The 22,006-nt window shown below is 68.2% G+C and carries 22 protein-coding genes, 1 tRNA gene and 1 pseudogene; 6 read left to right on the forward strand and 18 right to left on the reverse strand.

What is annotated here, in order from left to right:
* Positions 1-8 precede the first annotated feature (8 nt).
* From OHA68_RS28805 to OHA68_RS28835, 7 genes are all read right to left on the reverse strand, one after another.
* Entirely contained in the window at positions 9-302 is a 294-nt protein-coding gene (locus OHA68_RS28805; protein WP_327103071.1) for a chaperone modulator CbpM, read from the reverse strand.
* On the reverse strand, positions 299-1,225 hold the full coding sequence (locus tag OHA68_RS28810; protein WP_327103072.1) for a DnaJ C-terminal domain-containing protein: 927 nt from the start codon (positions 1,223-1,225) through the stop codon (positions 299-301). Before OHA68_RS28810 ends, OHA68_RS28805 begins: the two co-directional genes overlap by 4 nt.
* Positions 1,222-1,728, reverse strand: coding sequence for a nucleotide exchange factor GrpE (locus OHA68_RS28815; RefSeq protein WP_327103073.1), 507 nt, complete (start codon positions 1,726-1,728; stop codon positions 1,222-1,224). The genes OHA68_RS28810 and OHA68_RS28815 overlap by 4 nt, the downstream gene beginning before the upstream one ends.
* Before the next feature lies 1 nt (position 1,729).
* Positions 1,730-3,628, reverse strand: a complete 1,899-nt coding sequence (dnaK, locus tag OHA68_RS28820) for a molecular chaperone DnaK (protein ID WP_327103074.1) — start codon at positions 3,626-3,628, stop codon at positions 1,730-1,732.
* Positions 3,613-4,101 (reverse strand): general stress protein, encoded by a 489-nt coding sequence (locus tag OHA68_RS28825; RefSeq protein ID WP_327103075.1) that lies wholly within the window; start codon positions 4,099-4,101, stop codon positions 3,613-3,615. The genes dnaK and OHA68_RS28825 overlap by 16 nt, the downstream gene beginning before the upstream one ends.
* Positions 4,102-4,120: 19 nt before the next feature.
* Complete coding sequence (locus OHA68_RS28830) at positions 4,121-4,570, reverse strand: Hsp20/alpha crystallin family protein (RefSeq protein WP_327103076.1); 450 nt, start codon at positions 4,568-4,570, stop codon at positions 4,121-4,123.
* A gap of 102 nt (positions 4,571-4,672) precedes the next feature.
* Positions 4,673-7,255, reverse strand: a complete 2,583-nt coding sequence (locus tag OHA68_RS28835; RefSeq protein ID WP_327103077.1) for an AAA family ATPase — start codon at positions 7,253-7,255, stop codon at positions 4,673-4,675.
* Positions 7,256-7,414: 159 nt separating this feature from the next.
* Here OHA68_RS28835 and OHA68_RS28840 point away from each other — a divergent pair, with 159 nt between their 5' ends.
* The 4 genes from OHA68_RS28840 to OHA68_RS28855 all read left to right on the forward strand — a co-directional run bounded on the left by OHA68_RS28840 (position 7,415) and on the right by OHA68_RS28855 (position 11,761).
* Complete coding sequence (locus OHA68_RS28840) at positions 7,415-7,843, forward strand: DUF2267 domain-containing protein (protein WP_327103078.1); 429 nt, start codon at positions 7,415-7,417, stop codon at positions 7,841-7,843.
* A 328-nt stretch (positions 7,844-8,171) separates the two neighbouring features.
* On the forward strand, positions 8,172-10,049 hold the full coding sequence (locus tag OHA68_RS28845; protein ID WP_327103079.1) for an MFS transporter: 1,878 nt from the start codon (positions 8,172-8,174) through the stop codon (positions 10,047-10,049).
* 451 nt (positions 10,050-10,500) lie between these two features.
* Positions 10,501-11,442 carry a hypothetical protein gene (locus OHA68_RS28850; protein ID WP_327103080.1) on the forward strand — a complete coding sequence of 314 codons (942 nt, stop codon included), beginning with the start codon at positions 10,501-10,503 and terminating at the stop codon, positions 11,440-11,442.
* The gene (locus OHA68_RS28855) at positions 11,429-11,761 is read left to right on the forward strand and encodes a transposase (RefSeq protein ID WP_327103081.1); all 333 of its coding nucleotides are present in this window, start codon (positions 11,429-11,431) and stop codon (positions 11,759-11,761) included. The genes OHA68_RS28850 and OHA68_RS28855 overlap by 14 nt, the downstream gene beginning before the upstream one ends.
* A gap of 73 nt (positions 11,762-11,834) precedes the next feature.
* Here the strand turns inward: OHA68_RS28855 and OHA68_RS28860 are convergent, their stop codons facing one another.
* The 3 genes from OHA68_RS28860 to OHA68_RS28870 all read right to left on the reverse strand — a co-directional run bounded on the left by OHA68_RS28860 (position 11,835) and on the right by OHA68_RS28870 (position 14,853).
* Positions 11,835-12,392: a phosphate-starvation-inducible PsiE family protein gene (locus OHA68_RS28860; RefSeq protein ID WP_327103082.1), complete on the reverse strand. Its 558-nt coding sequence runs from the start codon at positions 12,390-12,392 to the stop codon at positions 11,835-11,837.
* A gap of 401 nt (positions 12,393-12,793) precedes the next feature.
* Positions 12,794-13,963, reverse strand: a complete 1,170-nt coding sequence (locus OHA68_RS28865; RefSeq protein WP_327103083.1) for a zinc-dependent alcohol dehydrogenase — start codon at positions 13,961-13,963, stop codon at positions 12,794-12,796.
* Positions 13,960-14,853 carry an SRPBCC family protein gene (locus OHA68_RS28870; RefSeq protein ID WP_327103084.1) on the reverse strand — a complete coding sequence of 298 codons (894 nt, stop codon included), beginning with the start codon at positions 14,851-14,853 and terminating at the stop codon, positions 13,960-13,962. The genes OHA68_RS28865 and OHA68_RS28870 overlap by 4 nt, the downstream gene beginning before the upstream one ends.
* Before the next feature lie 622 nt (positions 14,854-15,475).
* Between OHA68_RS28870 and OHA68_RS28875 the strand changes: the two genes are divergently transcribed.
* On the forward strand, positions 15,476-16,192 hold the full coding sequence (locus OHA68_RS28875; protein ID WP_327103085.1) for a site-specific integrase: 717 nt from the start codon (positions 15,476-15,478) through the stop codon (positions 16,190-16,192).
* An 866-nt stretch (positions 16,193-17,058) separates the two neighbouring features.
* On the opposite strand, the gene OHA68_RS28880 is transcribed toward OHA68_RS28875, so the two are convergent.
* From OHA68_RS28880 to OHA68_RS28910, 7 genes and pseudogenes are all read right to left on the reverse strand, one after another.
* A complete protein-coding gene (locus OHA68_RS28880) occupies positions 17,059-17,211 on the reverse strand; it encodes a hypothetical protein (RefSeq protein ID WP_327103086.1) in 153 nt (50 codons plus the stop codon).
* 458 nt (positions 17,212-17,669) lie between these two features.
* Positions 17,670-18,287, reverse strand: coding sequence for a TetR/AcrR family transcriptional regulator (locus OHA68_RS28885; protein WP_327103087.1), 618 nt, complete (start codon positions 18,285-18,287; stop codon positions 17,670-17,672).
* A gap of 51 nt (positions 18,288-18,338) precedes the next feature.
* Complete coding sequence (locus tag OHA68_RS28890) at positions 18,339-18,821, reverse strand: aminotransferase class I/II-fold pyridoxal phosphate-dependent enzyme (protein WP_327103088.1); 483 nt, start codon at positions 18,819-18,821, stop codon at positions 18,339-18,341.
* A gap of 106 nt (positions 18,822-18,927) precedes the next feature.
* Positions 18,928-19,467 (reverse strand): annotated as a pseudogene (locus tag OHA68_RS45400) (aminotransferase class I/II-fold pyridoxal phosphate-dependent enzyme); the annotation flags it as partial.
* Positions 19,464-20,123 (reverse strand): RraA family protein, encoded by a 660-nt coding sequence (locus tag OHA68_RS28900; protein WP_327103090.1) that lies wholly within the window; start codon positions 20,121-20,123, stop codon positions 19,464-19,466. The gene OHA68_RS28900 and the pseudogene OHA68_RS45400, both read right to left, overlap by 4 nt.
* A gap of 240 nt (positions 20,124-20,363) precedes the next feature.
* The gene (locus tag OHA68_RS28905; RefSeq protein ID WP_327103091.1) at positions 20,364-20,864 is read right to left on the reverse strand and encodes a nuclear transport factor 2 family protein; all 501 of its coding nucleotides are present in this window, start codon (positions 20,862-20,864) and stop codon (positions 20,364-20,366) included.
* 462 nt (positions 20,865-21,326) lie between these two features.
* Positions 21,327-21,566, reverse strand: coding sequence for a hypothetical protein (locus OHA68_RS28910; protein WP_327103092.1), 240 nt, complete (start codon positions 21,564-21,566; stop codon positions 21,327-21,329).
* 49 nt (positions 21,567-21,615) lie between these two features.
* Here OHA68_RS28910 and OHA68_RS28915 point away from each other — a divergent pair, with 49 nt between their 5' ends.
* Positions 21,616-21,795, forward strand: coding sequence for a hypothetical protein (locus tag OHA68_RS28915; protein WP_327103093.1), 180 nt, complete (start codon positions 21,616-21,618; stop codon positions 21,793-21,795).
* Here OHA68_RS28915 and OHA68_RS28920 read toward each other — a convergent pair.
* Positions 21,793-21,866 (reverse strand) — tRNA-Ile (locus OHA68_RS28920). The genes OHA68_RS28915 and OHA68_RS28920 overlap by 3 nt on opposite strands.
* Between the last annotated feature and the right edge of the window lie 140 nt (positions 21,867-22,006).

The following is a 22,006-nucleotide window of genomic DNA, read 5'->3' on the forward strand; positions in this document are numbered from 1 at the left end:
CCATCCTCCTAGCGTCGTGGCAAAGGACCGCGCAGGGCGGTCTCGAGCTCCGCGATCCGGTCGAGGAGGTCGATCACCACGCCGATCGCGGCGTAGTTGATGGACAGGCCCTCGTGCAGCCGCTGAATGCGGGCGGCCGCCATGACCTGGGAGGGGGTGAAGCACAGCTCCCCCCTGGCATCCCTGTCCGGCTCCAGCAGTCCGAGCGTTACCAGCCGGCGGACGATCTCCGGGTGCAGCCCCGTGACCCGCGCGTAGGAAGCGAGGTCGAGCCGGGCCGGGCGTACCAGTGCGTAGATCACGAGCGCCTCCTCGGGTCGAACCGCGATGCGGCAGCGAGCTGCTCGAACAGGCGTCGCTCCGCGTCGGTGAGCGTGGCCGGCACCATGATCCGGACTTCGGCGAAGAAGTCACCCGCGGGGCCGCCCGGGTTGCGCATGCCGCGCCCTCTCAAGCGCAGGCGGCGGCCGCTGGACGTGCCCGGCGGCACTTTCAGCTTCGCCTCGCCGCCTGGTGTGTCGATGGGCACCGTAGCGCCCAGTGCCGCCTCCCAAGGAGCGAGCGGCAGGGTGGTGTGGATGTCGCGGCCCTCCACCCGATACCGGGGATGGTCGGCGATCTGCACAATCAGGTGCAGATCGCCTGCCGGCGCTCCGTCGCTTCCTCGCCCGCCCTGTCCGGCGAGCCTGATGCGCTGCCCGTTCGTGACTCCCGGCGGGATCGTGACGTCCAGGCGCCTGCCACCGGGCAGTGTGATGCCGTGACGGCCGCCGCGGTAGGCCTCCTCGACGGTCAGCGTGAGCCGCACCTCCTGGTCTGCACCGGGCACAGGGCCCCAGCGCCGCCTGCCACGGCCGCCGAACATGCCGCTCAGCAGGTCGTCCAGGTCAACGTCTGTGCCGAACCCGAAGTCTTCGGCCGGCGCCGACCGCCAGGTGCCGCCCGAAGCGCGCGTGCCTGCGCGGGCGTAGTCCGCAGGGTCTACGTGGGGCGGCACCTGGCGGAAATCGTGGCCGAAGGCGTCGTAGCGGCGACGCTGCTCGGGATCAGAGAGCACAGCGTAGGCTTCCGAGATCTCTTTGAACCTGTCCTCCGCCCCCGGATCTTTGTTGACGTCCGGGTGGTAGGCGCGCACGAGCTTGCGGTAGGCGCGCTGGATCTCGTCCGGGTCGGCGTTCCTGTCCACGCCGAGCACCTCGTAGAAGTCCCGCCGTGCGGCCATCATCCCGCCTTCTTCGCGACCGCGACTCTCGCGGGCCGCAGTTGCCGCTCGCCCTCGCCATAGCCGGGCCGCAGCACTTCCACCACGTTGCCAGGCTCGACATCGGTCCGTTCGACGGCTGCCACCGCCTCGTGGCGCGACGGGTCGAAGACAACGCCCGTCTCGTCATGTCGTGGGTAGCCCAGGTTGGACAGGACGGCGACGGCTTGGTCACGCACCGCTCGCACACCCTCGAGCACCGCCTTCGCGTCGTCGTCGCGGCACGCATGGCTCAGCGCGAGCTCGAGATTGTCCAGGACGGGCAGCCACGCGGCGGCGACCCTGGCGCGCTCCTCGGCCCGCAGCCGCTCGTTGTCGCGGGAGATCCGCTTGCGGAGGTTGTCCAAGTCTGCGACGGCGCGCAGCCACCGGTCCTCCAGCTCCGCGAGTTTGGCGTCTGTTTCCGCAGACGCGGCGGCACTCTCCTCACGGGGCTCCTTCCGGACCTCGGGTACGTTCTCGTTCATGTCAATCGGGCTCCGAGGTGGAGAACTCCGCGTCGATCACGTCGTCGTCGGCGCCCGGGGCGCTTTCCTCCCGGGCCTGGGGAGGCACCCCAGGCGTCTCCGGCCGGCCACCGGCGGCGCCGAGTCCGTGGTACACCTGCTGGAGCTCGCCACTGAGTGACCGCAGCCGGTCAATCGGCGCCTCTTCCTTGATCGCCTGACGGGCCTCCTCGACGAGCTGCTCCGCACGTGCCTTCTCGTGCACGGGTACGGTGTCCCCGAGCTGCTGTAGCTGGCGCTCCACCTGGTAGGCGACCGAGTCCAGCTCGTTGCGCGCGTCGATGGTCTCCCGGAGCCGGGTGTCCTCGTCACGGTGCTGCTCGGCGTCCGTCACCATCCGCTCGATCTCCGACTTGTCCAGGTTGGAGCTCTCGCTGATGGTGATCCGCTGCTCGGCCCCGGTGTCCTTGTCCCGGGCGGAAACGTTGAGTATGCCGTTGGCGTCGACGTCGAAGGTGACCTCGATCTGCGGCACCCCTCGTGGCGCGGGCCGGATGTTCTCCAGCCGGAAGCGCCCAAGCACCCGGTTGTCGGCGGCGCGCTCCCGCTCACCCTGCAGGACCACGATGTCCACCGCGCTCTGGTTGTCCTCCGCCGTAGAGAACGTCTCGGTCCGGCGGGCCGGGATGGTGGTGTTGCGCTCGATGACCTTGGTCATGAGCCCGCCGAGGGTCTCGACACCTAGTGAGAGCGGTGTGACGTCGAGCAGCACGACGTCCTGCACCTCGCCCTTGATGATGCTCGCCTGGATCGCCGCTCCGATGGCGACCACCTCGTCCGGATTCACCGTCATGTTAGGGTCCTTGCCGCCGGTGAGCCTGCGGACGAGGTTCTGGACGGCAGGGATCCGGGTGGATCCGCCGACGAGGATGACCTCGTCGATGTCCGCGGGCCTGAGCTTGGCGTCCTCCATCGCCTGCTCGACGGGATGGATGCAGCGTTCGACGAGGTCGGTGGTGATCTTCTCGAAGGTGGACCGCATGAGCGTGGTGTTGAGATGCTTGGGTCCGGCGGCGTCCGCCGTGATGAACGGCAGGCTGACCGTGGTCTGGGTCACCGACGACAGTTCGACCTTGGCCTTCTCGGCCGCCTCGAAGAGGCGCTGCAGCGCCTGCGGGTCCTTGCGCAGGTCGATGCCCTGCTCTCGCTGGAACTCGTCAGCAAGATGATCGACGATCCTGCGGTCGAAGTCGTCGCCGCCGAGATGCCCGTCGCCGGAGGTGGCGCGGACCTCGACGACCCCCTCGCCGATGTCCAGGATGCTGACGTCGAAGGTACCGCCGCCCAGGTCGAAGACCAGCACGGTCTCGTTGGACTTCTTGTCCAGCCCGTACGCCAGGGCGGCGGCGGTCGGCTCGTTGATGATCCGCAGGACCTCGAGCCCGGCGATGCGCCCCGCGTCCTTGGTGGCCTGGCGCTGGGCGTCGTTGAAGTACGCCGGCACGGTGATGACCGCCTCGGTCACTTTTTCGCCGAGGTACTTCGCCGCGTCGGCGGCCAGCTTACGCAGGATCAGCGCCGAGACCTCCTCCGGCGCATACTGCTTGTCGCCGACCTGGAAGCGGACGGCTCCCTGCGGGCCTTCGACGACGTCGAACGAGACAGCGTGGATCTCGCTCTCGACCTCGTCGTAGCGACGGCCGATGAAACGTTTGGATGAGTAGATCGTTCCCTTTGGGTTCAGTATCGCTTGACGCCGCGCGAGCTGACCCACCAGGCGCTCACCCTCGGTGGTGAACGCCACCACGGACGGGGTCGTGCGCGAGCCTTCCACGTTGGGAAGCACCGTGGGGTGACCGTCCTCCGTGGCGGCGATCACCGAGTTCGTGGTTCCAAGATCGATGCCTACTGCTTTCGCCATTGCTCGTTCGCCTTCCCGAGAAGCTCATGGGCCCTGGCCGCGTGCTCGGAGTCGACGAGGACCTCGTACTTGTCAGCCACCAGGCCGGTCTCGGAGACGAAGTCCCTTCGGCCGCCGTGTGCTGCGTGCGCGATCAGCCCGAAGATCGCCCCGGCGACCGCGCCGCCCAGCAATCCCCACAGGACCAGGGCGACCATGGACGCGGCCGCAGTCGCGAAGATCCCGAAGAACAGGCCGATGAGGAGACCGAACCACGCTCCGCTCAGCGCGCCCCAGCCGGCCGCGCGGAGGTACGTCATGCGTGCGACGACGTGCTCCACCGAGCGCAGCCCCACGCCCACGATCAACGTTCCCTGCACGGGGAAGCCGTGATCCGACAGGTAGTCGACGGTCTTCTGCGCCTCTTGGTACGTGTGGTAACTGGCGAGCCGTTCCCTGTTGGCCGTGATGGAACCGGTCGGCGCGACGGTCACGGCTCCTCCTTTCCCCGCCTCAGGCGGTCACCTCGATGTGCCGGGGCTTGGCAGCCGCAGCCTTCGGAACGGTGATGGTGAGCACGCCGTCGGACAGGCGCGCCTCGACTCGTTCGGCATCGACCTCCCCCGGGAGCAGCGTGCGCAGCTCAAACCTGCCGGTCCTGCGCGTCTTGCGGTGCCGCCGCTGACTCTCGTGCTCCTCGATCTGCCCGGTGACGATCAGTTCGCGCTCGGAGAACTGAACGTCTATCTCATCCTTCTTCACGCCGGGGACGTCGACCTCCACGACGTACGAGTCCTCGGTCTCCGAGATGTCGGCCATGGGGGTCCACACGCCTGTGGGCCTCTCTTCGGCGAACTCTCCCAGGGCTGCATTCATCAGCTGCCCCAGCCGGTCGTAGACGTCCTCGAACTCGCGCATCGGGTATGTCTCGCCGCCTCTGCGGCGCATTGCCAGCAGTGCCATCGGTCCCCCTCCTGGGATGGAGGTTCGGGTTCGGTACTTACAGTTCTGACCCTTGTCGGCGCGCTGGGCGGTCACATCCCCAACTCGTGTAGTTTCGGTGGCTCAGTTTTCCCTCGCATCATGCGACCGGTCGGGGCCGACCCGTTCCTGGGCCACCGCGAGGCGTGTGAGCTCGACGCGGGAGCCGAGGTTCAGCTTGCGGTAGACATGCCGCAAATGGAACGCGACCGTATGGACGCTGAGGAACATCTGCTCGGCGATCTGCCGGTTGGTCCATCCGTCGACGGCGAGCAGGGCAACGGCATCCTCGGTTTCCGTGAGGCTGTCCCAGCCGGAGGCGGGCCGCGGAGTGCTGTGCCAGTGGCGGCGGCGCACTCCCATGCCGCGCAGCCTCCTGCGGATGCGTGCCGCATCCCTGGTGGATCCGATGCCATGGTAGATCGCCAAGGCCCGATCCAATCTGGTGACCGCCTCCTGCTGCTCCCCGACGGCTTTCAGCAGCACGCCAAGATCCTCCTCGGCCGAGGCCTGCGCCCATATGTCCTCGATCTGCTCGGCAGCGAGGGTGAGGGCCTCGCGATCGCCATCGAGCAGGCCCCGGGCGTGCGCGGCGGACGCGGCCAACATCGGAAGCCCCAAGCTGGCGTGGCTGAGGGACTCCGCCATGGTAACGATGGACTCGGCCGTTGAACGGTCTCCCGCGCCCATGGCGACCCGGACCATCCACGCGCTCACCGTCGGATCCATGGCGAGCAGCGAAGACGGGTGCTGGAGCGGGCCGGAGAGATCCGTGAGCAAGGTCATCGCGCTCTGGGCGCCGTCGCGCGCCTCGGTGACCTGGGCTGCCAGCAGCGCGTGCCGCGCATGCGCTTCGCTCGATCCCTCAAGGAGGGCCGCGATACGTCGCGTCGCTTCTCGCAGATCGCCCCGCCGGAGAGCGACGGCGGCGAGCAGGCCGCTGGCCACCTCGGCGGCCAGCGGCATGTTGTGAACGGCGGCGAGGCTCAGGGCTTTCCTCCCTTCGGTGATCGCACCGTCGAACCGGCCTGCGGCGAACTCGGCGCGAGCCTCCAATGCCGCAACGTCCGCTGCCCAGGCCAGATGGTCATGAGCGAGCATGTCCGTGCGTGCCTGCTGGAGCATTGCCCGCGCCTCGTCGAGGCGGCGCACATCGATGAGCATCGCCGCGATGGTGAGACAGGCCTCGTAGCGGCGTTCGTCCGGCCGGTCCTCGCTGGCCAGTCGCCAGGCGTCCCCGGCCAGTGCAACGGCGTTCGAGAGCCTGCCCTCGTCCCACTCGATCGTGGCGAGGGCGGTCAGCGCGGCGACCGTGACTGTCGGACCGTGCCCGGATTCGCCGTCGATGATGTCATCCGCGTACGCCCGTACGTAGTCGTCATGCAGGCGTGTCATGGCGTACAGCCTCACGACGACCGCGCGGTCACGCACGTGATGCCAACGGGCCGGGAGAGCCAGCACACTGTCGGCCTCGTGGATCGCCTCGTCGTCCCTGCCGGTCCGGTACATGATGTCCGACAGCAGGCATCGTAGTTCCGCCACGTTCTGTGCGGAGCAATTGTCGGCGAGACGTTCCTGGACCATGCTCTCGGCCTCCTCCAGCCGCCCACCGGTGACCGCCGCGTGGACGGCAGCGGCCGAAGCGGTGAAACGGGCGTCCGCCGGTTCTAGGTAGGTGAGAGCGTCGGCCTGGTTCAGCAGTGCATCCCGTACTGGCGGAGGTACCCATGTGGCGGTGACAGTCCCGGCCAGCCCGTAGCGGAAGGCGAGCCCACGCCCGGTGACGTCGAGAATGCCCGCCGCCATGGCTTCCTCGATGGCAGAGAGCAACGCGGCCGGTGTGGTGCCGAGCAACGACGCGGCCTGCGCGATCGGCAGCGGTCCGCCCAGCACGGCGACCGTCTCCACGAGGCTTCTGGCCTCTCCGCCCAGGGCATCGGTCCAGCGTCGCACCACCGTTTGCAGCCGGGCGGGCAAATGGGCACGTGACATGGCACCACAGGACGCGTCGAGACGGCCTTCGTTGCGCAGGCCGGCAAGCAATTCGATGATCAGCAGAGGATTGCCCCCGGCATCGGCCACCAGCGCACGCGTCGTCGGATCGGGTGGTCTCCCGAGCATGTCCGCTGCCAGGTCCGCGACGGCTTCCGGCGCGAGCGGCGCGAGCGTCACCCGCGCGGCGCCGTTCCGCTTCAGAAGGCCGAACAGGCAGGCGGCTCGGCCGTCGTTCTCAGCGGTCGAGCCGCTCAGCAACCAGCCGACGGGCCAGGTCGTCAGCCGGTCGTGTAGGACACGGACCGTCTTCAGCGTCGCCGGTTCGGCCCGGTGCAGGTCATCGAACACGGCCAGCACCGGCGCTCCGGCCCGCTCTTCGAAGCCCTTCGTCAGGCGGTCCAGCAGGTGCGCCGGTGAGTCGGCGGGCCCTCCCTCGAACGGAAGGTCGAGGGCCTCCAGCAGGAAGCCGCACGAGACGAGTTCGCCGAGTTCCTCCACGCTGCCGCGGATCACGCCGATGCCGTGGTGGGGAGCGGCGTCGGCGGCTTCGTCCAGCAGCCTGCTCTTGCCCGCCCCGGGTTCACCGTCTACGAGTAGCGTGCCGGTCCCGCCTTCTAGCAGCGTGCGAAACAGCCCCTCGACCTGGCGCCATTCCCGTTCGCGTCCCCGCATCTCGTCCCCTTGACCGAAGCTCTTTCCTGCGCCGGAGCGTCGAATCCCATGCCTGTCGAGATCTTTTGTGCTCGGTGCACTACATGTCTTGGGGATGTGGTCGGGGGCGGCTGGAGCCATGGTTGTAATGCCGCAAGAGAACGCGAAGGGGTGGGCGAGATGGCGGAGACCGGTTATGCGCCGTTCAACCGGACGGTGGACAAGACGAACCGGGTCCTGCGGGAGATCGAAGAGGCGCACGGTTGGTCTGCTGAGCACCGGAACCGATCCTACGCCGCCCTCCGGGCGGTGCTTCACGCGCTGCGCGACCGGCTGTCCGTCGAGGAGAGCGCGCACCTCGCCGCACAGTTGCCGCTGCTGATCCGTGGTCTTTATTACGACGGCTGGCGCCCGGGCGCGGTTCCGGTGAAGCTCGACCGCGAGGAGTTCCTCGACCGTGTGTCGAGGGGGGTGGACTTCGAAGTCCAGGAAAGTACGGAAGATCTCGTCAAGACGGTGTTGCAGGCGCTCAGGAAGCACATTACCGACGGCGAGTGGGAGGACGTGAAATCCAGCATGCCGAGAGACCTGGCTTCGGCGCTGCCCTAGCGGTCACTCTTTCGCCGTTGACGCAGGGCACGGATGAGCCGGAGCGGAAGGAGTCCCACCAGGGGGGCTCGCCTGCCGAGATCGTCCCGGTCCTCTTTGTCGAAAGCCTCGGCGTAGCGACGGGCATCCTCGGCGGAGGCGTAGCGTTTGGCGCCGCCTGCCTCGCAGCCTCGCTGGCACTGCCAGCTCATCGTCTCCCGTTCGCTGGTGAACCGGAACCGATGCCCGAGGACCCGACAGCGAAGCATGTAGCCCACCGTACAGCGCAGCACGGCCAGGGCTGCGCTGCCCTGGCCGTCCGTCGGTGTTACGTGAAGGAGTCTTGACCATGACCACATCGCGGCCTGGCACCGTTCGAACCGATATCCCCGCCCGCCTCGACCGCATGCCCTGGGCCGGATTCCACTGGAAGGTAGTCCTCGGGCTCGGGACCGTGTGGATCCTTGACGGACTGGAGGTGACGATCGTCGGCGCGGTCGCCTCCCGCATGACCGAACGTGGCAGCGGCATCGCCGTGAACACCGCCGACATCGGCACCGCGGCGGCCATCTACGTCGCCGGAGCGTGCATCGGGGCTCTCCTGTTCGGCCAGCTGACCGACCGTCTCGGCCGCAAGAAGATGTTCATGGTCACGCTCGGGCTTTACATGGCCGCCACTGTGGCCACTGCCTTCGCCGTCCAGCCTTGGTACCTGTTCCTCATGCGCTTCCTGACCGGGATGGGCATCGGTGGGGAGTACGCCGCGATCAACTCGGCCATCGACGAGCTCATCCCGGCTCGCAACCGGGGCCGGGTGGACCTCGCCATCAACGGCAGCTACTGGGTGGGCGCCGCCATCGGCAGCGTCGCCGCGCTCGCCTTCCTCAGCCCGCTGTTCTCGCCGAGCCTCGGCTGGCGGCTGGCCTTCGCCATCGGTGGCGTCATCGGGTTCGCGATCATGGTTACCCGCCGACATCTTCCGGAGAGTCCGCGTTGGCTGTTCATCCACGGGCACACCGAGGAGGCCGAACGGATCGTGAACCGGATCGAGGCGGAGGTCCGCGCGGAGACCGGTCAGGAGCTCCCACCTCCCGGCTCTGCGATCACCGTCCGGCAGCGTGAGGCAATCCCCTTCCGCGAGATCACCCGGGTGGCCATGGAGCGCTATCCGCGTCGGATGCTCCTGGGCCTGGCTCTCTTCGTCGGCCAGGCGTTCCTGTACAACGCCGTCACGTTCGATCTCGGGACGTTGCTGAATGGCTTCTTCGGCGTGACGTCCGGCAACGTCCCGTACTTCATGGCTATTTTCGCGCTCGGGAACTTCCTCGGCCCCCTTGTCATGGGGCGCTGGTTCGACACCGTCGGTCGCATTCCGATGATCGCCGGCACCTATCTGGTCTCCGCCGGACTGACCGCCCTGATCGCCGTGCTGCTCATGAACAAGGCGCTGACCACAGGCTCGTTCATGACCCTGATCGCGCTGACCTTCTTCGTGGCCTCTGCGGGCGCGAGCTCCGCCTATCTCACAGTCAGCGAGGTCTTCCCGATGGAGACCCGGGCCCTGGCCATCGCCCTGTTCTTCGCGATCGGCACCGCCATCGGCGGCGTCACCGGGCCGGCCCTGTTCGGCCAGTTCATCCACAGCGGCAACGTGGAGCTGGTGGCGATCGGGTTCTTCATCGGAGCGGCGGCCATGGCCACCGGCGGCATCGCCGAGTTGCTGTTCGGCGTCCGGGCCGAGCAGCAGTCGCTGGAGAACATCGCCCGCCCGCTGACGGCGGAGGAAGAAGAGATGGAGCCCGCCGAGCGCGAGTCCCTGCTCCGGGCCGAGCACGAGTATGGCCTGAGCATGGAGGGCAGGCGCGAGGCGGCGGAACGGAGGGAGCGGGCCCGCCTGCGCAGCGAGCGCCGGAGGACGCTGGAGAGCGCAGGAGCCCGACGCTTCCGCCCAGGTCCCGGGACCAGGCTGTACTCGCCAGGCGCGATCGGCACCAGTGGGACGGCCAGTCGGCACGCCGCCATCGCCGAGGAAGCCCTCGATCGGGAGATCGACAAGGTGGCTCACGCGCTGGAGCACTACGGCCCCGCAGATCGCGACACGCTCGCCGAGCGCGTCCACGGCCGCGCGTGGGGGCCGGGCCGCTTCCGCGCCGCCCTGCGCCAGACGGTCCGCGAGGGACGGGCCCAGGAGACTTCCCCTGGCAGGTACGACCAGACGGAAAAGTGAGCCCGACTCAGTCCGCGTGTCTTATCCGACCTCGGTGTGCTCGTCCGAACGGTAGGCGTGGGCCTACTCTCGCACGGACGCTCGGCATGTGCCTGTGGGCGAGGTCAGGGCGTGGTGAGCGCTCTGGCCTGGGTGATTCGCTTGGTGGCGATCCGTTCGAGCCAGGCGTGGACTGCCGGGAGCGTTGTGACGGTCCCATGACCTGCGGAATCGGTTGATGCGAAGCGATGCGGGATAGATGCGTGTCATGTCCCGATCGCAGCCACGGATCCGAACCGAGATGCTCGTGGGGATACTGGCCGCTCCCGGTCCCACGACCGAGCTCGCACGCAAGCTGACCCGCAATCTGACGCCACGGCTGGATGAACGATTCCCCGGTCACTGCTGGCGGGTCGAGCTGGAAACGGAGATGCAGGCCGGCCCGGTGGGAAGCGGTGAGGATGTGGTTCGGATGACCCGGAAACGGCTGCTTCACAAGGCATGGCAGCTGGCGATCTGCCTGACCGATCTGCCCGTACACGTGGGGCGGAGACCGGTCACCGCGCATATCAGCGTCTCGCTCAGAGTCGGCGTGGTATCGGTGCCTGCCCTCGGGCCGGTGGAGGTCGAGGAGCGTTTGGAGGAGACGGTGCTGCGCATCGTCGAAGGAGTGCTCTACGAGCAGGTGCCCCGCCACGGTGCGCACTCCGCCGACACCGACGGGCACCTGCGGATGCGCCAGTGGCTGGAGAAGCTCACCTCACCCGTCGGGTGGCCGGACGAGCCGGAGCAGGGCACCTTCCGGCTCGTCACCGCGGCGACACGGGGCAACATACGGCTGCTCGCCGGCATGGTCCGGGCCAACCAACCCTGGAAGCTGGTGAGCGGGCTGTCGCGGGCTCTGGTGGCCGCACTGGGGACCGCCGCCGCCGCGCTCACCTCCTCCGGCATCTGGCGGATCGCCGACGGGATGGGAGCAGGCAGGCTCACGCTTCTGACGGTGGGCTCGCTGCTGGCCATCGGCCTCACCCTCATCCTGGTTCACGGGCTGTGGGAGAACACTCCCGACGGCAGCCGAAGAAGGGAGGTCCGCGAGCAGGTGATGCTGTTCAATCTGGCCACCATGATCACGGTCACGATCGGGATCCTCACGCTGTATCTGGCGCAGTTCCTGATCGTCTTGCTCGTGGGGCTGGCACTGATCACACCCGGTGTCCTGGAGAACGAGCTCAAGCATCCGGTCGGCCCGGTCGACTACATACTGCTGTCGTGGCTCGCCGCCTCCATGGCGGTCGTTGGTGGCGCGCTCGGCGCGGCCCTCGAGAACGAGGACGTCGTACGTGCGGCCGCCTACGGCTACCACCCTGACAAGCCGACCGAGGCTGGCCACCACGAAAACCGTGAGCAGGCGTGAGCTCGCCTGCGACAACCTGTCCACGCACAAGGCGCCGGTGATGCACGCCCGGCTTCTGGCCCACCCACGCTTCGTACTGCACTTCACCCCGACCTATTCCTCCTGGATCAACCAGGTCGAACGCTGGTTCGCCGAACTGGAACGCCGCTACCTGGAGCGCGGCGACTTCTGCTCTCTGGACGCGCTGAAGACCGCGCTGGAGGAATGGATCGCGGCCTGGAACGACAACGCCAAGCCGTTCCGGTGGACCAAGACCGCCGACCAGGTCCTCGACCATATCTGCCGTTACTGCGACAGAATCTCAAGACCAGCTCACTAGCGCGGTCTGCGCGCGGACAAGCAGCTGGACCAGGTGCGGAGGGAGGAGGGCTGACCACGGGATCAGCCGGCCCTCATCCGGAAGAGCCGGGATCGCCGCGCCCGCCAGCGGACGGGACGGGCTCTCGCTGCGACCATCGCGCCAGCGCCAGCGCCGCGATCAGCAGGAAGACGCTCCCCGCGTAGACGACCAGCTCCATGAGCTGCTGGCGGCTCTCCGCCGGGTACCCCGGGATCGTCAGCCGGACCACCACCGACAGGATGTGCCGGATGACGCCGATGATGCCGACAATGATGAACGGTTCGAGTTGCAGGCGACCGCCTCCGAGGTGCGTCTGCACCATCACGAAGATCTCCAGCACGATCAGCACGAGGAGCAACTCCTCGATGATGATGATGATCATCTCCGCGCCGGACGTCCCTCCCTGGAAGATGGTGAGGATCATCAGGGCCAGAATGCCGACGCCCAGGGCCAACAGCGCGAACGACACCAGGTAGAGGATCGCGTGCTCGGCCGCGGCCAGCATGCCCAGCAGCCGCCTGTTCTCCGGCCTCTGGGCAACCCCATGGGCTGCGGTGTCGGCCAGGGACGAAGGCCCGGGCGTGCCTGGTGTGTCCGGTGGGTTATTCATTGGCTGCACCTGCGATCGTGCCGTGTGCCTGCGACCGTTGTAACTCACAGAGCCCATACCCCCGGTCCGACGCGTGCGAATCCCCCGGTCCGGGGCGGTGCCGGCCATCATCTGCCCAGCTCAGACAGCCCGCTCGCGACGTGGTGGATGGCCGACCGGCTTCATCGCGAGGCTGCGAGTCCACCCGACCCACGTTCGGAGCCTGCCAGAGGCACTGACCCGAGCCGGCGAAGCCCCCCCGAGGCACTCTTCGAAGACGGGCTCCAGGTCGGTGTAGGCGAAGTCCAGTTGGTGCAGGACTTCCATGCACAGCAGGCCGTACAGCCTGATCCAGCACGACAGGAAGGGGCGGGCCACCGCGGAGATCGAGTGGAACTGGCTCTGAGCCGCGAAGGCAGGCGCTATGGGGTGAGGACCACCTTGTTGCACTCGTCCTGCTTGTTCTTGAACAGCTCGAACGCGCGCGGCGCCTCGCTGAGCGGCATCCGGTGCGAGATGACGAAGCTCGGGTCGATCTCGCCCGCGCGGATCCGATCCAGCAGTGGCCCCGTATAGCGCTGCACGTGGCACTGGCCGGTGCGGATGGTCAGGGACCGGTTCATGACGGCGCCCATCGGGAACTTGTCCACGAACCCGCCGTAGACGCCGATGACGGACACCACGCCGCCGTTGCGGCAGGCCATGATGGCCTCGCGCAGCGCGTAGGGACGCTCGGTCTCCATCCGGGCGGCCTGCTTGCCGCGGTCATAGGCGTACATGGCCGGGGTCGGATGGTGGGCCTCCATGCCGACGGCGTCGATGCAGGCGTCCGGGCCGCGCCCGCCCGTCATGTCGCGCAGCGCGTCCAGTACGTTCACCTTCTCGTAGTCGAGGACCTCGGCGCCGGTCCGCTGGGCCCGCCTGAGCCGGTACGGGAATCGGTCGATGACGATGACCCGGTCCGCGCCGAGCAGGAATGCGCTGGCCGCGGCGAACTGCCCGACCGGCCCCGCGCCCCAGATCGCGATCGTCTGGCCCGGCTTGATGTCGCACATCTCCGCGCCCATGAAGCCCGTCGGGAAGATGTCCGACAGGAACAGCACCTTCTCGTCCGGCAGGCCGTCCTCGATCTTGACGGGACCGACGTCGGCGAACGGGACGCGGGCGTACTCGGCCTGCCCGCCGGGGAAGCCGCCCAGCATATGGGAGTAGCCGAAGATGCCGGCGGGCGCGTGGCCCATCAGCTTCTCGGCCATCCCGGCGTTGGGGTTGGAGTTCTCGCACAGAGAGTAGAGGCCATCCTCGCAGGCGAAGCAGGCGCCGCAGGCGATCGGGAACGGCACCACGACACGGTCGCCGGGGCGCAGGTCGCGCACGCCGGGGCCGACCTCGACGACCTCGCCCATGAACTCGTGGCCGAGCACGTCGCCCTTCTTGACGGTCGGGATGTAGCCGTCCACGAGGTGCAGGTCGGAGCCGCAGATCGCGGTGGAGGTGACGCGGACGATCGCGTCGCGCGCGTTGAGGATCTGCGGGTCGGGGACGTCGCGGACCTCCACGTGGTTACGGCCCGTCCACACGTTGGCCTTCATGCCCGTCCTCCGATCGGCTGTGCGGGGTGCTGGCGGAGCTGACGCAGGGCGCGGTGGCCCTCGGGGCTGCCCTCGGAGCGGACCACCTCGCCGGTCTCCATGACCTGCTTGAAGCGGCGCAGGTCGTCGCGGACCTGCTGCTCGGGGTGCTCGCCGAACATCCGGGTGACGGCGGCGGCGAGCTTGCGCCCGTGCATGCCGTACTCCAGTGAGACGTCCACGACGGTGCCGCGCCCGCCGGGCCCGTCGGTGAAGCTGACCAGGCCGGCGGTGGAGACGCCGGTGCCGGGCACGGAACGCCAGGCGATGAGGTCGCCGGCCCGCTCGTCGATGATCTCGGCCTCCCACTCCAGGTCGACCACCGGGCCCTTGGCCTTCCAGCGGGAGCGGCGCTGGTCGAGGGAGCGCACCGAGTCCAGGTTGACCATGAAGGAGGGCAGGTTCTCCAGCTCCCGCCAGAAGCGGTAGACCTCCTCGCGCGGCTTGTTGATGGTGATGGAGGCGCGCACCAGCAGCGGGCCCTTGGCCTTGGCGGTGCCGCGCCGGGCGCAGACGGCGTCGAGGACGGCGATCCCGGCGACCGCGCCGAGCGCGCACAGCGCACGGGTGCGGCGCGTGCCCGTGCGGTTGGCGGCGGCCCTGCCGAGGACGCCGAGGTCCATCGTGTCGCCGGCGACCCTGGTCCACGCCCACTGGGCAGGGTTCTTGGCGCCGAGCAGCAGCGCGGCGTGCAGGAGCTCGCGCCCGCCGACGAGCCTGGCGACGGTCGTGGCGCCGGGCGCGTCGTCGACGCCGCACAGGCGGGTCACGGCCCTGGGCGCGGCCAGTTGCGCCGTGCCCAGCGCGAGGCTGGTCCACCCGAGCGCACGGGCGAATCTGTCGGTCATCATGCGTCCTAACGCAGGTCCCGATGGTACGTGCGTACGCTGCGGGCGGCCCCCGGTCTGCTGACGCCCCCCGCGTCCTCCGTCCCGTACCCCTGACAAAAACGATGACACCAGCGGATCCAGGCACGAAATTGCACGTCGCCTGGATCACCGTCCACGACGGACTGCACATCCCGCGCCCGGCTCCGCCCTCGCTCCTCCGCGACGGTCGCATCATTACCGGGGCGGCGCCATGACGCCTGAGGTCTTCCACGAGCGGCGCATGAGCGCCATCCAGGGCGACCGACTGGTGAGGCCAGGGGCCAGAGTCTCCGCATGTCGGGCGGGGATCGGCGCGCGGGGGTCACAGCTTGCGGGCGGGCGCTGGTGACCGGTAGGTAGCCGCTTTTCGGGGTTCCGGTGCTGACGAGGTACCAGTCGTAATGCTCTGCGCCGCACTTGAAGTAAGGCTCTCCGCGTCCGATGGCGATGGTGCAACTCTGCAGGATGTCACCTTTCTTGACGCCGGTGACGATGGGAGCATCGGCTCTGGCTTCGTCACGGACGGCTGCTCTTTTGGCGGTGACCTCGATTGATATGTCACAGGTCGCTGCCGCGGGAAGCTCGTGTTGCCGGCTGTGGGCGGATGCGGGCAAGGCAAGGGCGACGGCTAGGACAACGGGGGCCTGCACGACAACCAGGAAGCGACGCACTGACGATCCTCTCTCTCGGCCTCGCCCAGGCGGCGACCCATCGGCTGTTCGCGCTCTATCGGCTGATCGCCCTGCGCGGGCTGCGCCGAGGCGAGGCGGTCGGGCTGCGCTGGAAGGACGTCGACTTGACCGCCGGGACGGCCGGGGTGCACTGGCAGATCACCCAGTTGGGCTGGGAGCCGGTGCAGGGCAGACCGAAGACCGAGGCCAGCGACCGCACCATCGCGCTGGATGCCGACACTGTCACCGCGCTACGTGCGCACCGCAGGCACCAAGCCGCCGAACGGCTGGCCGCGGGCGAGGCCTGGACGAACAGTGGGTTCGCCTTCACCGACGAGATCGGCCGGCCGCTACATCCGCAGCAGGTCAGCGACCAGTTCTACCAGCTGGCCTTCCAGGTGGGGCTGCCGCCGGTGCGGCTTCACGACCTGCGCCACGGAGCCGCCTCGCTGATGCTGGCCGCCGGGGTCGATCTGAAGGTGGTGCAGGAAACCCTCGGCCACGTCTCCTCCACCTTCACCCGCGACACCTACACCAGCGTCTACCCGGAGGTGGCCCGCGCCGCCGCGGAATCCACCGCCGCCCTCGTCAACACCGCAGCGACCAGCGCTCAGACGGCTCGGCTGATCACTCTGCCGAACCAAACCTGAGAGACCACTACCTGAACCACCGAACCCAGGTAGGCCCGCCGATCCTCCGGCGGGCCTGCCTCTTTGTCCTCAGGGGCTGTCGCACAGGTGGCGCAGCCGATCGATCTCTAACATGCACTGGAATCGGGCCGCGAGGATCGCTACGAGAAGCAGCGGATCTTTTATCTGCTGGTCACCAACGGCCTGGTTAGCAAGATGAGTGACCTGGCTGGCAAGACGAGCCGGTTTGGGCGAGGCTTGACCACACCTGGAGTCACCGCTTACGGGCGAGGCCGTGCGGGCGTTCTGGTTTGATCTTCTGATGGTCGTCTTTGAGGTCTGAGTTGACGGTGGGCGCCTAAACGATCTACCGCTGTACACGGTCCGCACACAAGAGCGACCACCGAGCAACCAGCCATGATCAACAACGAGATCGAAGGCCCACAAGAACCGAGAAACCCCAGGTCGAACGCGGTATTGGTGAGTAGGGCGGGTGGGACTTGAACCCACGACCCACGGATTATGAGTCGGTTCGATTGCTGCCGCTGAGTGTCGCGAGGTGACGTTTCCGATCGCTCTGTCCGCGATCATCCCCATCATCGTGCCAGGAAGTGGCGGTTGATATCGCGCTGTATCGCGTACGCGCGAGCAATCACCGAGCAACCGCGCGTTCTTGACCATCGGGCAATGTGCGTTATTTGTCCGTTTCTTTGCAGGCTGCGCCGGGGCAGAACTCCGTGATGAGGCTTGAGCGTTGGTGATGCTGAGGTAGGCCAGGCGGAGAAGCACAGCCGATCATCCTGCCGCACATGGAACCGTTTCCTGAGTGGCCGGAGCTCGCGCCGCCACGTGAATCCGTCGCAGGGCCATGACCTGGGCGGATGTAATCATCGGCAGGCGCAGCGTTCGGCCTCGGCTTCGCCGCCGACGCCCGGCGGCGGCCCGACCGCCACCTTGCGCTGGTCCGCGTCCAAGGAGTCCAGCCACACCCCGGCCGCCTCCACCATCCGGTTCGCGACCGCACGGTCGGCGTCAACCATCGACGAACCCGACTTCGAGATCACCCGCTCGTACGGTCGAACTGGCCGTTTCGGCGGGTCGTGCCTCTCTCGGTGCAATGCCAACGCCGCTCCCATCGCTAACGCGATGCGCAACTGTCGTATGAATTGAGATGAGTCAATCACATAGCGGCGAATCGTCTGATACCCGAGGTATCTTAAGTTGTCCCGATTTATAAACGGACAGACGTTTTGCGAACTTCTCCTGCCGACAAGTACCACTGCGGCAGGAGGTTAAGGAGCTCACGTCTGACGCGTGACCGGATCCGAGTGGGGTGCGGGTGCAGATACGGCGTCGGCAAACGTCGCCACGCGAGCGCCGCCCCCGGTCCACCGGCACCAGATCGGCGCCTTTCAGGGGCGGTCAGGCTTGTGCCGGGGAACCGAGTACCGGGTTCCCGGCTCCAGGATGGTGCCCCACCGGCACCTGGGCGGAGCGATCAGCCCACCCGCGCCCACCCGCGCAGCGCGCCACAGTACGCCTCGATCAGCCGGGTGATGACCTCCCGGCGGGACAGGTGCGTCTCCCGCAGCAGGTCCTGGACCTCGCGCGGATCGAAGATCATGTTGTTGAGGAACAGGGCGTACTCGAGCATCTCTTCCGGGAGCCCGATGTCGTCGAGCAGTCCCCGCACGGGCCCGTCCCAGGCGTCCCGCATGGTGGCGATGATCTCGTTCCCGTCATGGAGCCGCTCCAGGTAGCCCCGTCGGGACCGAAGCTGAACCAGCGCCGGGCCGTGCTCGGCGAGAAGGTCCACCCACTTGTCCACGACGGCATCGAAGAGCGGCCGCCCCTGCGCGGTCGACGTCGCGGTGAAATCGCTGAGCTCCTCGACGACGCTGAGCACATAGGCCGCGAGCACCTCCTCCATCGAGGAGAAGTAGCGGTAGGCGGTGGCCGGACCGATCTCCGCGCGGGACGCGACCGCCTGCATGGTGAGCTCGTCGGGCGCCTCCCGGGCGAGCTCGCCGACGGCCTCGAGGAGGCGCCGGCGGTTGCGGCGGGTGTCACTGCGCAACTTGCGCTCTCCACGTGGGGTGGCCTGCTGATCGGACACCGGTCTCCTCCGCCTCGTAGAAGTGCAGGCAAAGGCTATCGCCTCCGCCCGTCAGGATCTCGTGACGTCCAGGTGACCGACGATGCGGGCCAGCCCGGTCCGCAGGTCGTCCTCGGAGGCGGCGAACGAGATCCTGATGTGCCCCTCGCCGGAGGGGTCGTACTCTGCTCCGGCTCGAACCATCACCTTCCGCTCGGCGAGCTTGCGGGCGACCGCCTCGGAGGGGCGGTCGTTGTCGTAGCGGAGGAACCCGTAGAACGCGCCCTCCGGCGGAACCAGGTGCAGGCCGGGGATGTCCGACAGGTGCGCGATCACCAGCTCGCGACGCTGCCGGTACGTGTCGACCATGGCGCCCATGACGCTGTCCGGCAGGTCGAGGGCGGCGAGGGCGGCGCGCTGGATCGCCGTGTTCAGCGAGCCGTTGTGGGTCCGGTGCACCTGGGCCGCCGCGTCCACGACTTCGCGCGGCCCGGTCAGGTATCCCACCCGCCAGCCGGTCATCGCGTACGTCTTGGAAAACGTCTGGACGTACACTGCCCGATCCCGCAGCGACTCGACTGCCAGCGCCGAGGTCCACTCGTGCTACCAGCCGGTGGTACGCCTCGTCGCTGACCACCAGGACGTCGGTGCCGTCGAGGAGCTTTCCGAGGGCCTGGAGCTCCTGCTCGCGGTGCACGATGCCGGTCGGGTTCGAGGGATTCGAGAAGATCATCATCTTGGCGCCGGGAAGGGCGGCGGCCAGCGCGTCGAGGTCCCAGTGCAGGTCGGGGGCGAGCGGGACGAAGTCCACGGTGCCTCCGGCCAGGACGACCAGGTCGGCGTACAGCGAGTAGGCGGGCTCCGGGATGACCACGCGGTCGCCGGGGCCGACCATCGCGAGCACGACGGCCGCCAGCGCGGCGGTGGCGCCGTGGGTGATCACGATGTCGTCCGCGGTCCACGTACGGCCGGGATGGGCCGGCAACCTGGACGCGAGCGCGGCGCGCAGCTGCCGCAGGCCCTTCTGGTCGGCGTAGTGGGTGTGGCCCGCGCGCAAGGCGGCCACGGCGGCCTCGATCACCGGCGGCGGCGTCGGGAAGTCCGGCTCGCCCATGGCGAGGGAGACGGCTCCCGGCGGGGCCGGGGCCAGGGCCGGGCGCCGTGAGAGGCGGCGCAGCTCCTCGATCCGGAAGGCGGTCATCGGGCCGCCGCCGCATGGCCGGAGCGCGCGGCGAGGATGCGCCGCCGCAGCGTCTCCTCCTTCTCGACGATCCCGTCGACCGCGTCCACGACCTCCCGCACGCGCAGCCGTGGCACGACGACGACGCCGTCGGCGTCGCCGACGAGCACGTCACCTGGGGCCACGACCAGGCCGCCGACCGCCACCGGCACGCCGATGGCGCCGGGCCCGTCCTTGAAGGGCCCGGCGGGGGTGATCGCCCGCGCGTAGACGGCGAGGCCCATCTCGGACAGCGCCTGTACGTCGCGGACGGCGCCGTCGACCACCGCGCCGGTGACCCCGGTATTCACCATGATCTCGCCGATGAGGTCGCCGATCAGCGCCCGGGTCAGGTCCCCGTGTCCGTTGACGACCAGGACGTCGCCCGGCCGGGCTTCGTCGAGCGCCCGGTGGATGGCCAGGTTGTCACCCGACCGCACGTCCACCGTCAGGGCGTTCCCCAGCAGCGCGGTGTGCCCGGTGAACAGCCGGATGCCGCCGTCCATGACGGTCATCCGCTGCAGCGCGTCGCCGACGTTGGCGGCCGGCACCTCGCCCAGACGGCGAATCTCCGCCGCTGCTGCGCGAGGCCAGCTCGGAGCGATGGACACGCTGTCCGTCGCCGCAGCAATGTACATAATGAATCTCAATTCTTAAATAAGATTCTTCTATCATATAGAATGACCATAGCCTCCCCCAACGTTCGCGGACGAGGAGCCGGCACGGCCGCGCACGTTTCGGAGATCGGGCGGGACGAGCTGCCTGGCAGGCGTACGCCGGCGCCCGCTCGGGGGAGCAGGCAGGCCCGGCCGGCAGGCCATCGCCGCCCTCTCGACCGTCGTCGAGGCCCGGCCCCCGTAGCGGAACCGGTGGCGCAGTCAGACGCCGCGGGTCCAGAACTCCTGCGCCGACCCCGTGAACGACGTCGGGTCGCCGGCGAGGAAGAATTCGTCCCACACCGGTCCGTCGGAGAGCTCCCAGTGCTCAACGGCCAGACCGTCCCTGAAGCGCCACGCGCCCATGCCGACGCGCGTCCAGATCCATTCGCCACGCGTCGTGCGGAATGTCCCGTGGATGATGCCGTAATGGTCGTCGGCGAGGATCTGGTCGATCTCGAGGGGTTCGACGTTGGCGTCGGCGAGACTCGCCCGCCGCTTGGCGTAGCGGCGCAGGAAGTCCATTCCCCCGGTCGTCGCCAGGCGCACGCCGCCGGTGTGGATCACCACGTCCGGAGACATCCGCTCCATCATTTTGCTGGTGTGCTCTTGTTGCCGCTGGAGCCGCTCGTCCTCAGTGAGGCTCGGATCGGTCGTGATCGCCGCGCCGCCTCGATAGAGCTCGGCCAGCCACAAGGCGTTCGGATGGGTGTCGGACAGCATGAGGTCTCCTCTTGGTCGGGAAGTGTCCGCGGGGCCCTCGTCGGGTCGGAATGAGACATCGAGGACTCCATCGGATCGGGGGTGGGCACGCCGAGCGGGTCAGCCGCGCGTCGAGTCCTTAGCCCATTGGATTATAGGTCTCTCATATGAGAAATATGTCTCATTCGGGATAGGGTAGCTCATCGTGTTCATCTCCGCAGCTGGCCCGTCGCCAACCGATGACTGGGACCGCGCGTCGCCGGACGGCATCCGCCGCCCTCGGCGAGGTGCCCGCCGCCGACGCTAGCGACGGTGCGGTCCGCAGCATGAAGCGAAGCCTGCGACGTCGTTACTCCGCCCTGCGGGTGCCGAATATTCATCCGTGCAGGTCAAAGACATGATGGACGGGCTCGGTCTCTGGTGGGCGGCGCGAGCGCTGCGGCAGATGGCGGCATGATGGTCGGTCGTGTTGCTGCGCTTGGCTTACCTTACGGTGACGCCACCTTCTCGTTCCTGCGGCTCCTGCCGAGGAGTGATCATGGCAAAGACATCGAGATATTGGTGCCGCGGTATCAGCTGGGGGTGTTGCAGCGGCAGTTGGTCAAGCCCGCGTTCACGCCGGATGACCGGTTCCTTCTCGCTGGGCTGCTTCACCGTCTGCCGGTCGCCAGGCTGTTCCACTTGACGTTGCTGGTTCAGCCGGACACCATCCTGCGCTGGCACCGCGATCTGCTACGGCGCCGTCACGCGGCGGCCTGCGTACTCCGGCGGCGTGGTCGCTCACGCACCGACCGTCCGGTCCATCCGCGTCCTGGTGTTGCGACTGGCACGGGAGAACTCCACCTGGGGCTATCGGCGCATCCACGGCGAGCTGGCCGCGCTCGACATCAAGGTCGATCCGAGGCCGGCGAGAACCGAGAAGCCCCAGGTAGAACGCGGTAGTGGAGAGTAGGGCGGGTGGGACTTGAACCCACGACCCACGGATTATGAGTCCGATGCTCTGACCGGCTGAGCTACCGCCCCTGGATTCAGTTGTACGGCGTGCGGGTGTGCACGAATGGATCATGCTATGCCCCGCGCAGGGTCAAGGCTAGAGCATGAGGGTCGGTCGTGGGTCCGGGCTGGTGGGCCACGGCCGCCGGTTCGTGGCTGCCTCGCACATC

Origin of the sequence: Nonomuraea glycinis, from assembly GCF_035920485.1 — a bacterium.
In the GTDB taxonomy this organism is placed as follows: domain Bacteria; phylum Actinomycetota; class Actinomycetes; order Streptosporangiales; family Streptosporangiaceae; genus Nonomuraea; species Nonomuraea glycinis.

Excerpts from the sequence above, each read along its gene's own strand:
- OHA68_RS28810 (WP_327103072.1), bottom strand. The coding sequence starts at position 1,225 with ATGATGGCCGCACGGCGGGACTTCTACGAGGTGCTCGGCGTGGACAGG.
- OHA68_RS28815 (WP_327103073.1), bottom strand. The coding sequence starts at position 1,728 with ATGAACGAGAACGTACCCGAGGTCCGGAAGGAGCCCCGTGAGGAGAGT.
- dnaK (WP_327103074.1), bottom strand. The coding sequence starts at position 3,628 with ATGGCGAAAGCAGTAGGCATCGATCTTGGAACCACGAACTCGGTGATC.
- OHA68_RS28830 (WP_327103076.1), bottom strand. The coding sequence starts at position 4,570 with ATGGCACTGCTGGCAATGCGCCGCAGAGGCGGCGAGACATACCCGATG.
- OHA68_RS28835 (WP_327103077.1), bottom strand. The coding sequence starts at position 7,255 with ATGCGGGGACGCGAACGGGAATGGCGCCAGGTCGAGGGGCTGTTTCGC.
- OHA68_RS28840 (WP_327103078.1), top strand. The coding sequence starts at position 7,415 with ATGGCGGAGACCGGTTATGCGCCGTTCAACCGGACGGTGGACAAGACG.
- OHA68_RS28845 (WP_327103079.1), top strand. The coding sequence starts at position 8,172 with ATGACCACATCGCGGCCTGGCACCGTTCGAACCGATATCCCCGCCCGC.
- OHA68_RS28850 (WP_327103080.1), top strand. The coding sequence starts at position 10,501 with ATGACCCGGAAACGGCTGCTTCACAAGGCATGGCAGCTGGCGATCTGC.
- OHA68_RS28860 (WP_327103082.1), bottom strand. The coding sequence starts at position 12,392 with ATGAATAACCCACCGGACACACCAGGCACGCCCGGGCCTTCGTCCCTG.
- OHA68_RS28865 (WP_327103083.1), bottom strand. The coding sequence starts at position 13,963 with ATGAAGGCCAACGTGTGGACGGGCCGTAACCACGTGGAGGTCCGCGAC.
- OHA68_RS28870 (WP_327103084.1), bottom strand. The coding sequence starts at position 14,853 with ATGATGACCGACAGATTCGCCCGTGCGCTCGGGTGGACCAGCCTCGCG.
- OHA68_RS28875 (WP_327103085.1), top strand. The coding sequence starts at position 15,476 with ATGCGGGCAAGGCAAGGGCGACGGCTAGGACAACGGGGGCCTGCACGA.
- OHA68_RS28880 (WP_327103086.1), bottom strand. The coding sequence starts at position 17,211 with ATGGTTGACGCCGACCGTGCGGTCGCGAACCGGATGGTGGAGGCGGCC.
- OHA68_RS28900 (WP_327103090.1), bottom strand. The coding sequence starts at position 20,123 with ATGTACATTGCTGCGGCGACGGACAGCGTGTCCATCGCTCCGAGCTGG.
- OHA68_RS28905 (WP_327103091.1), bottom strand. The coding sequence starts at position 20,864 with ATGCTGTCCGACACCCATCCGAACGCCTTGTGGCTGGCCGAGCTCTAT.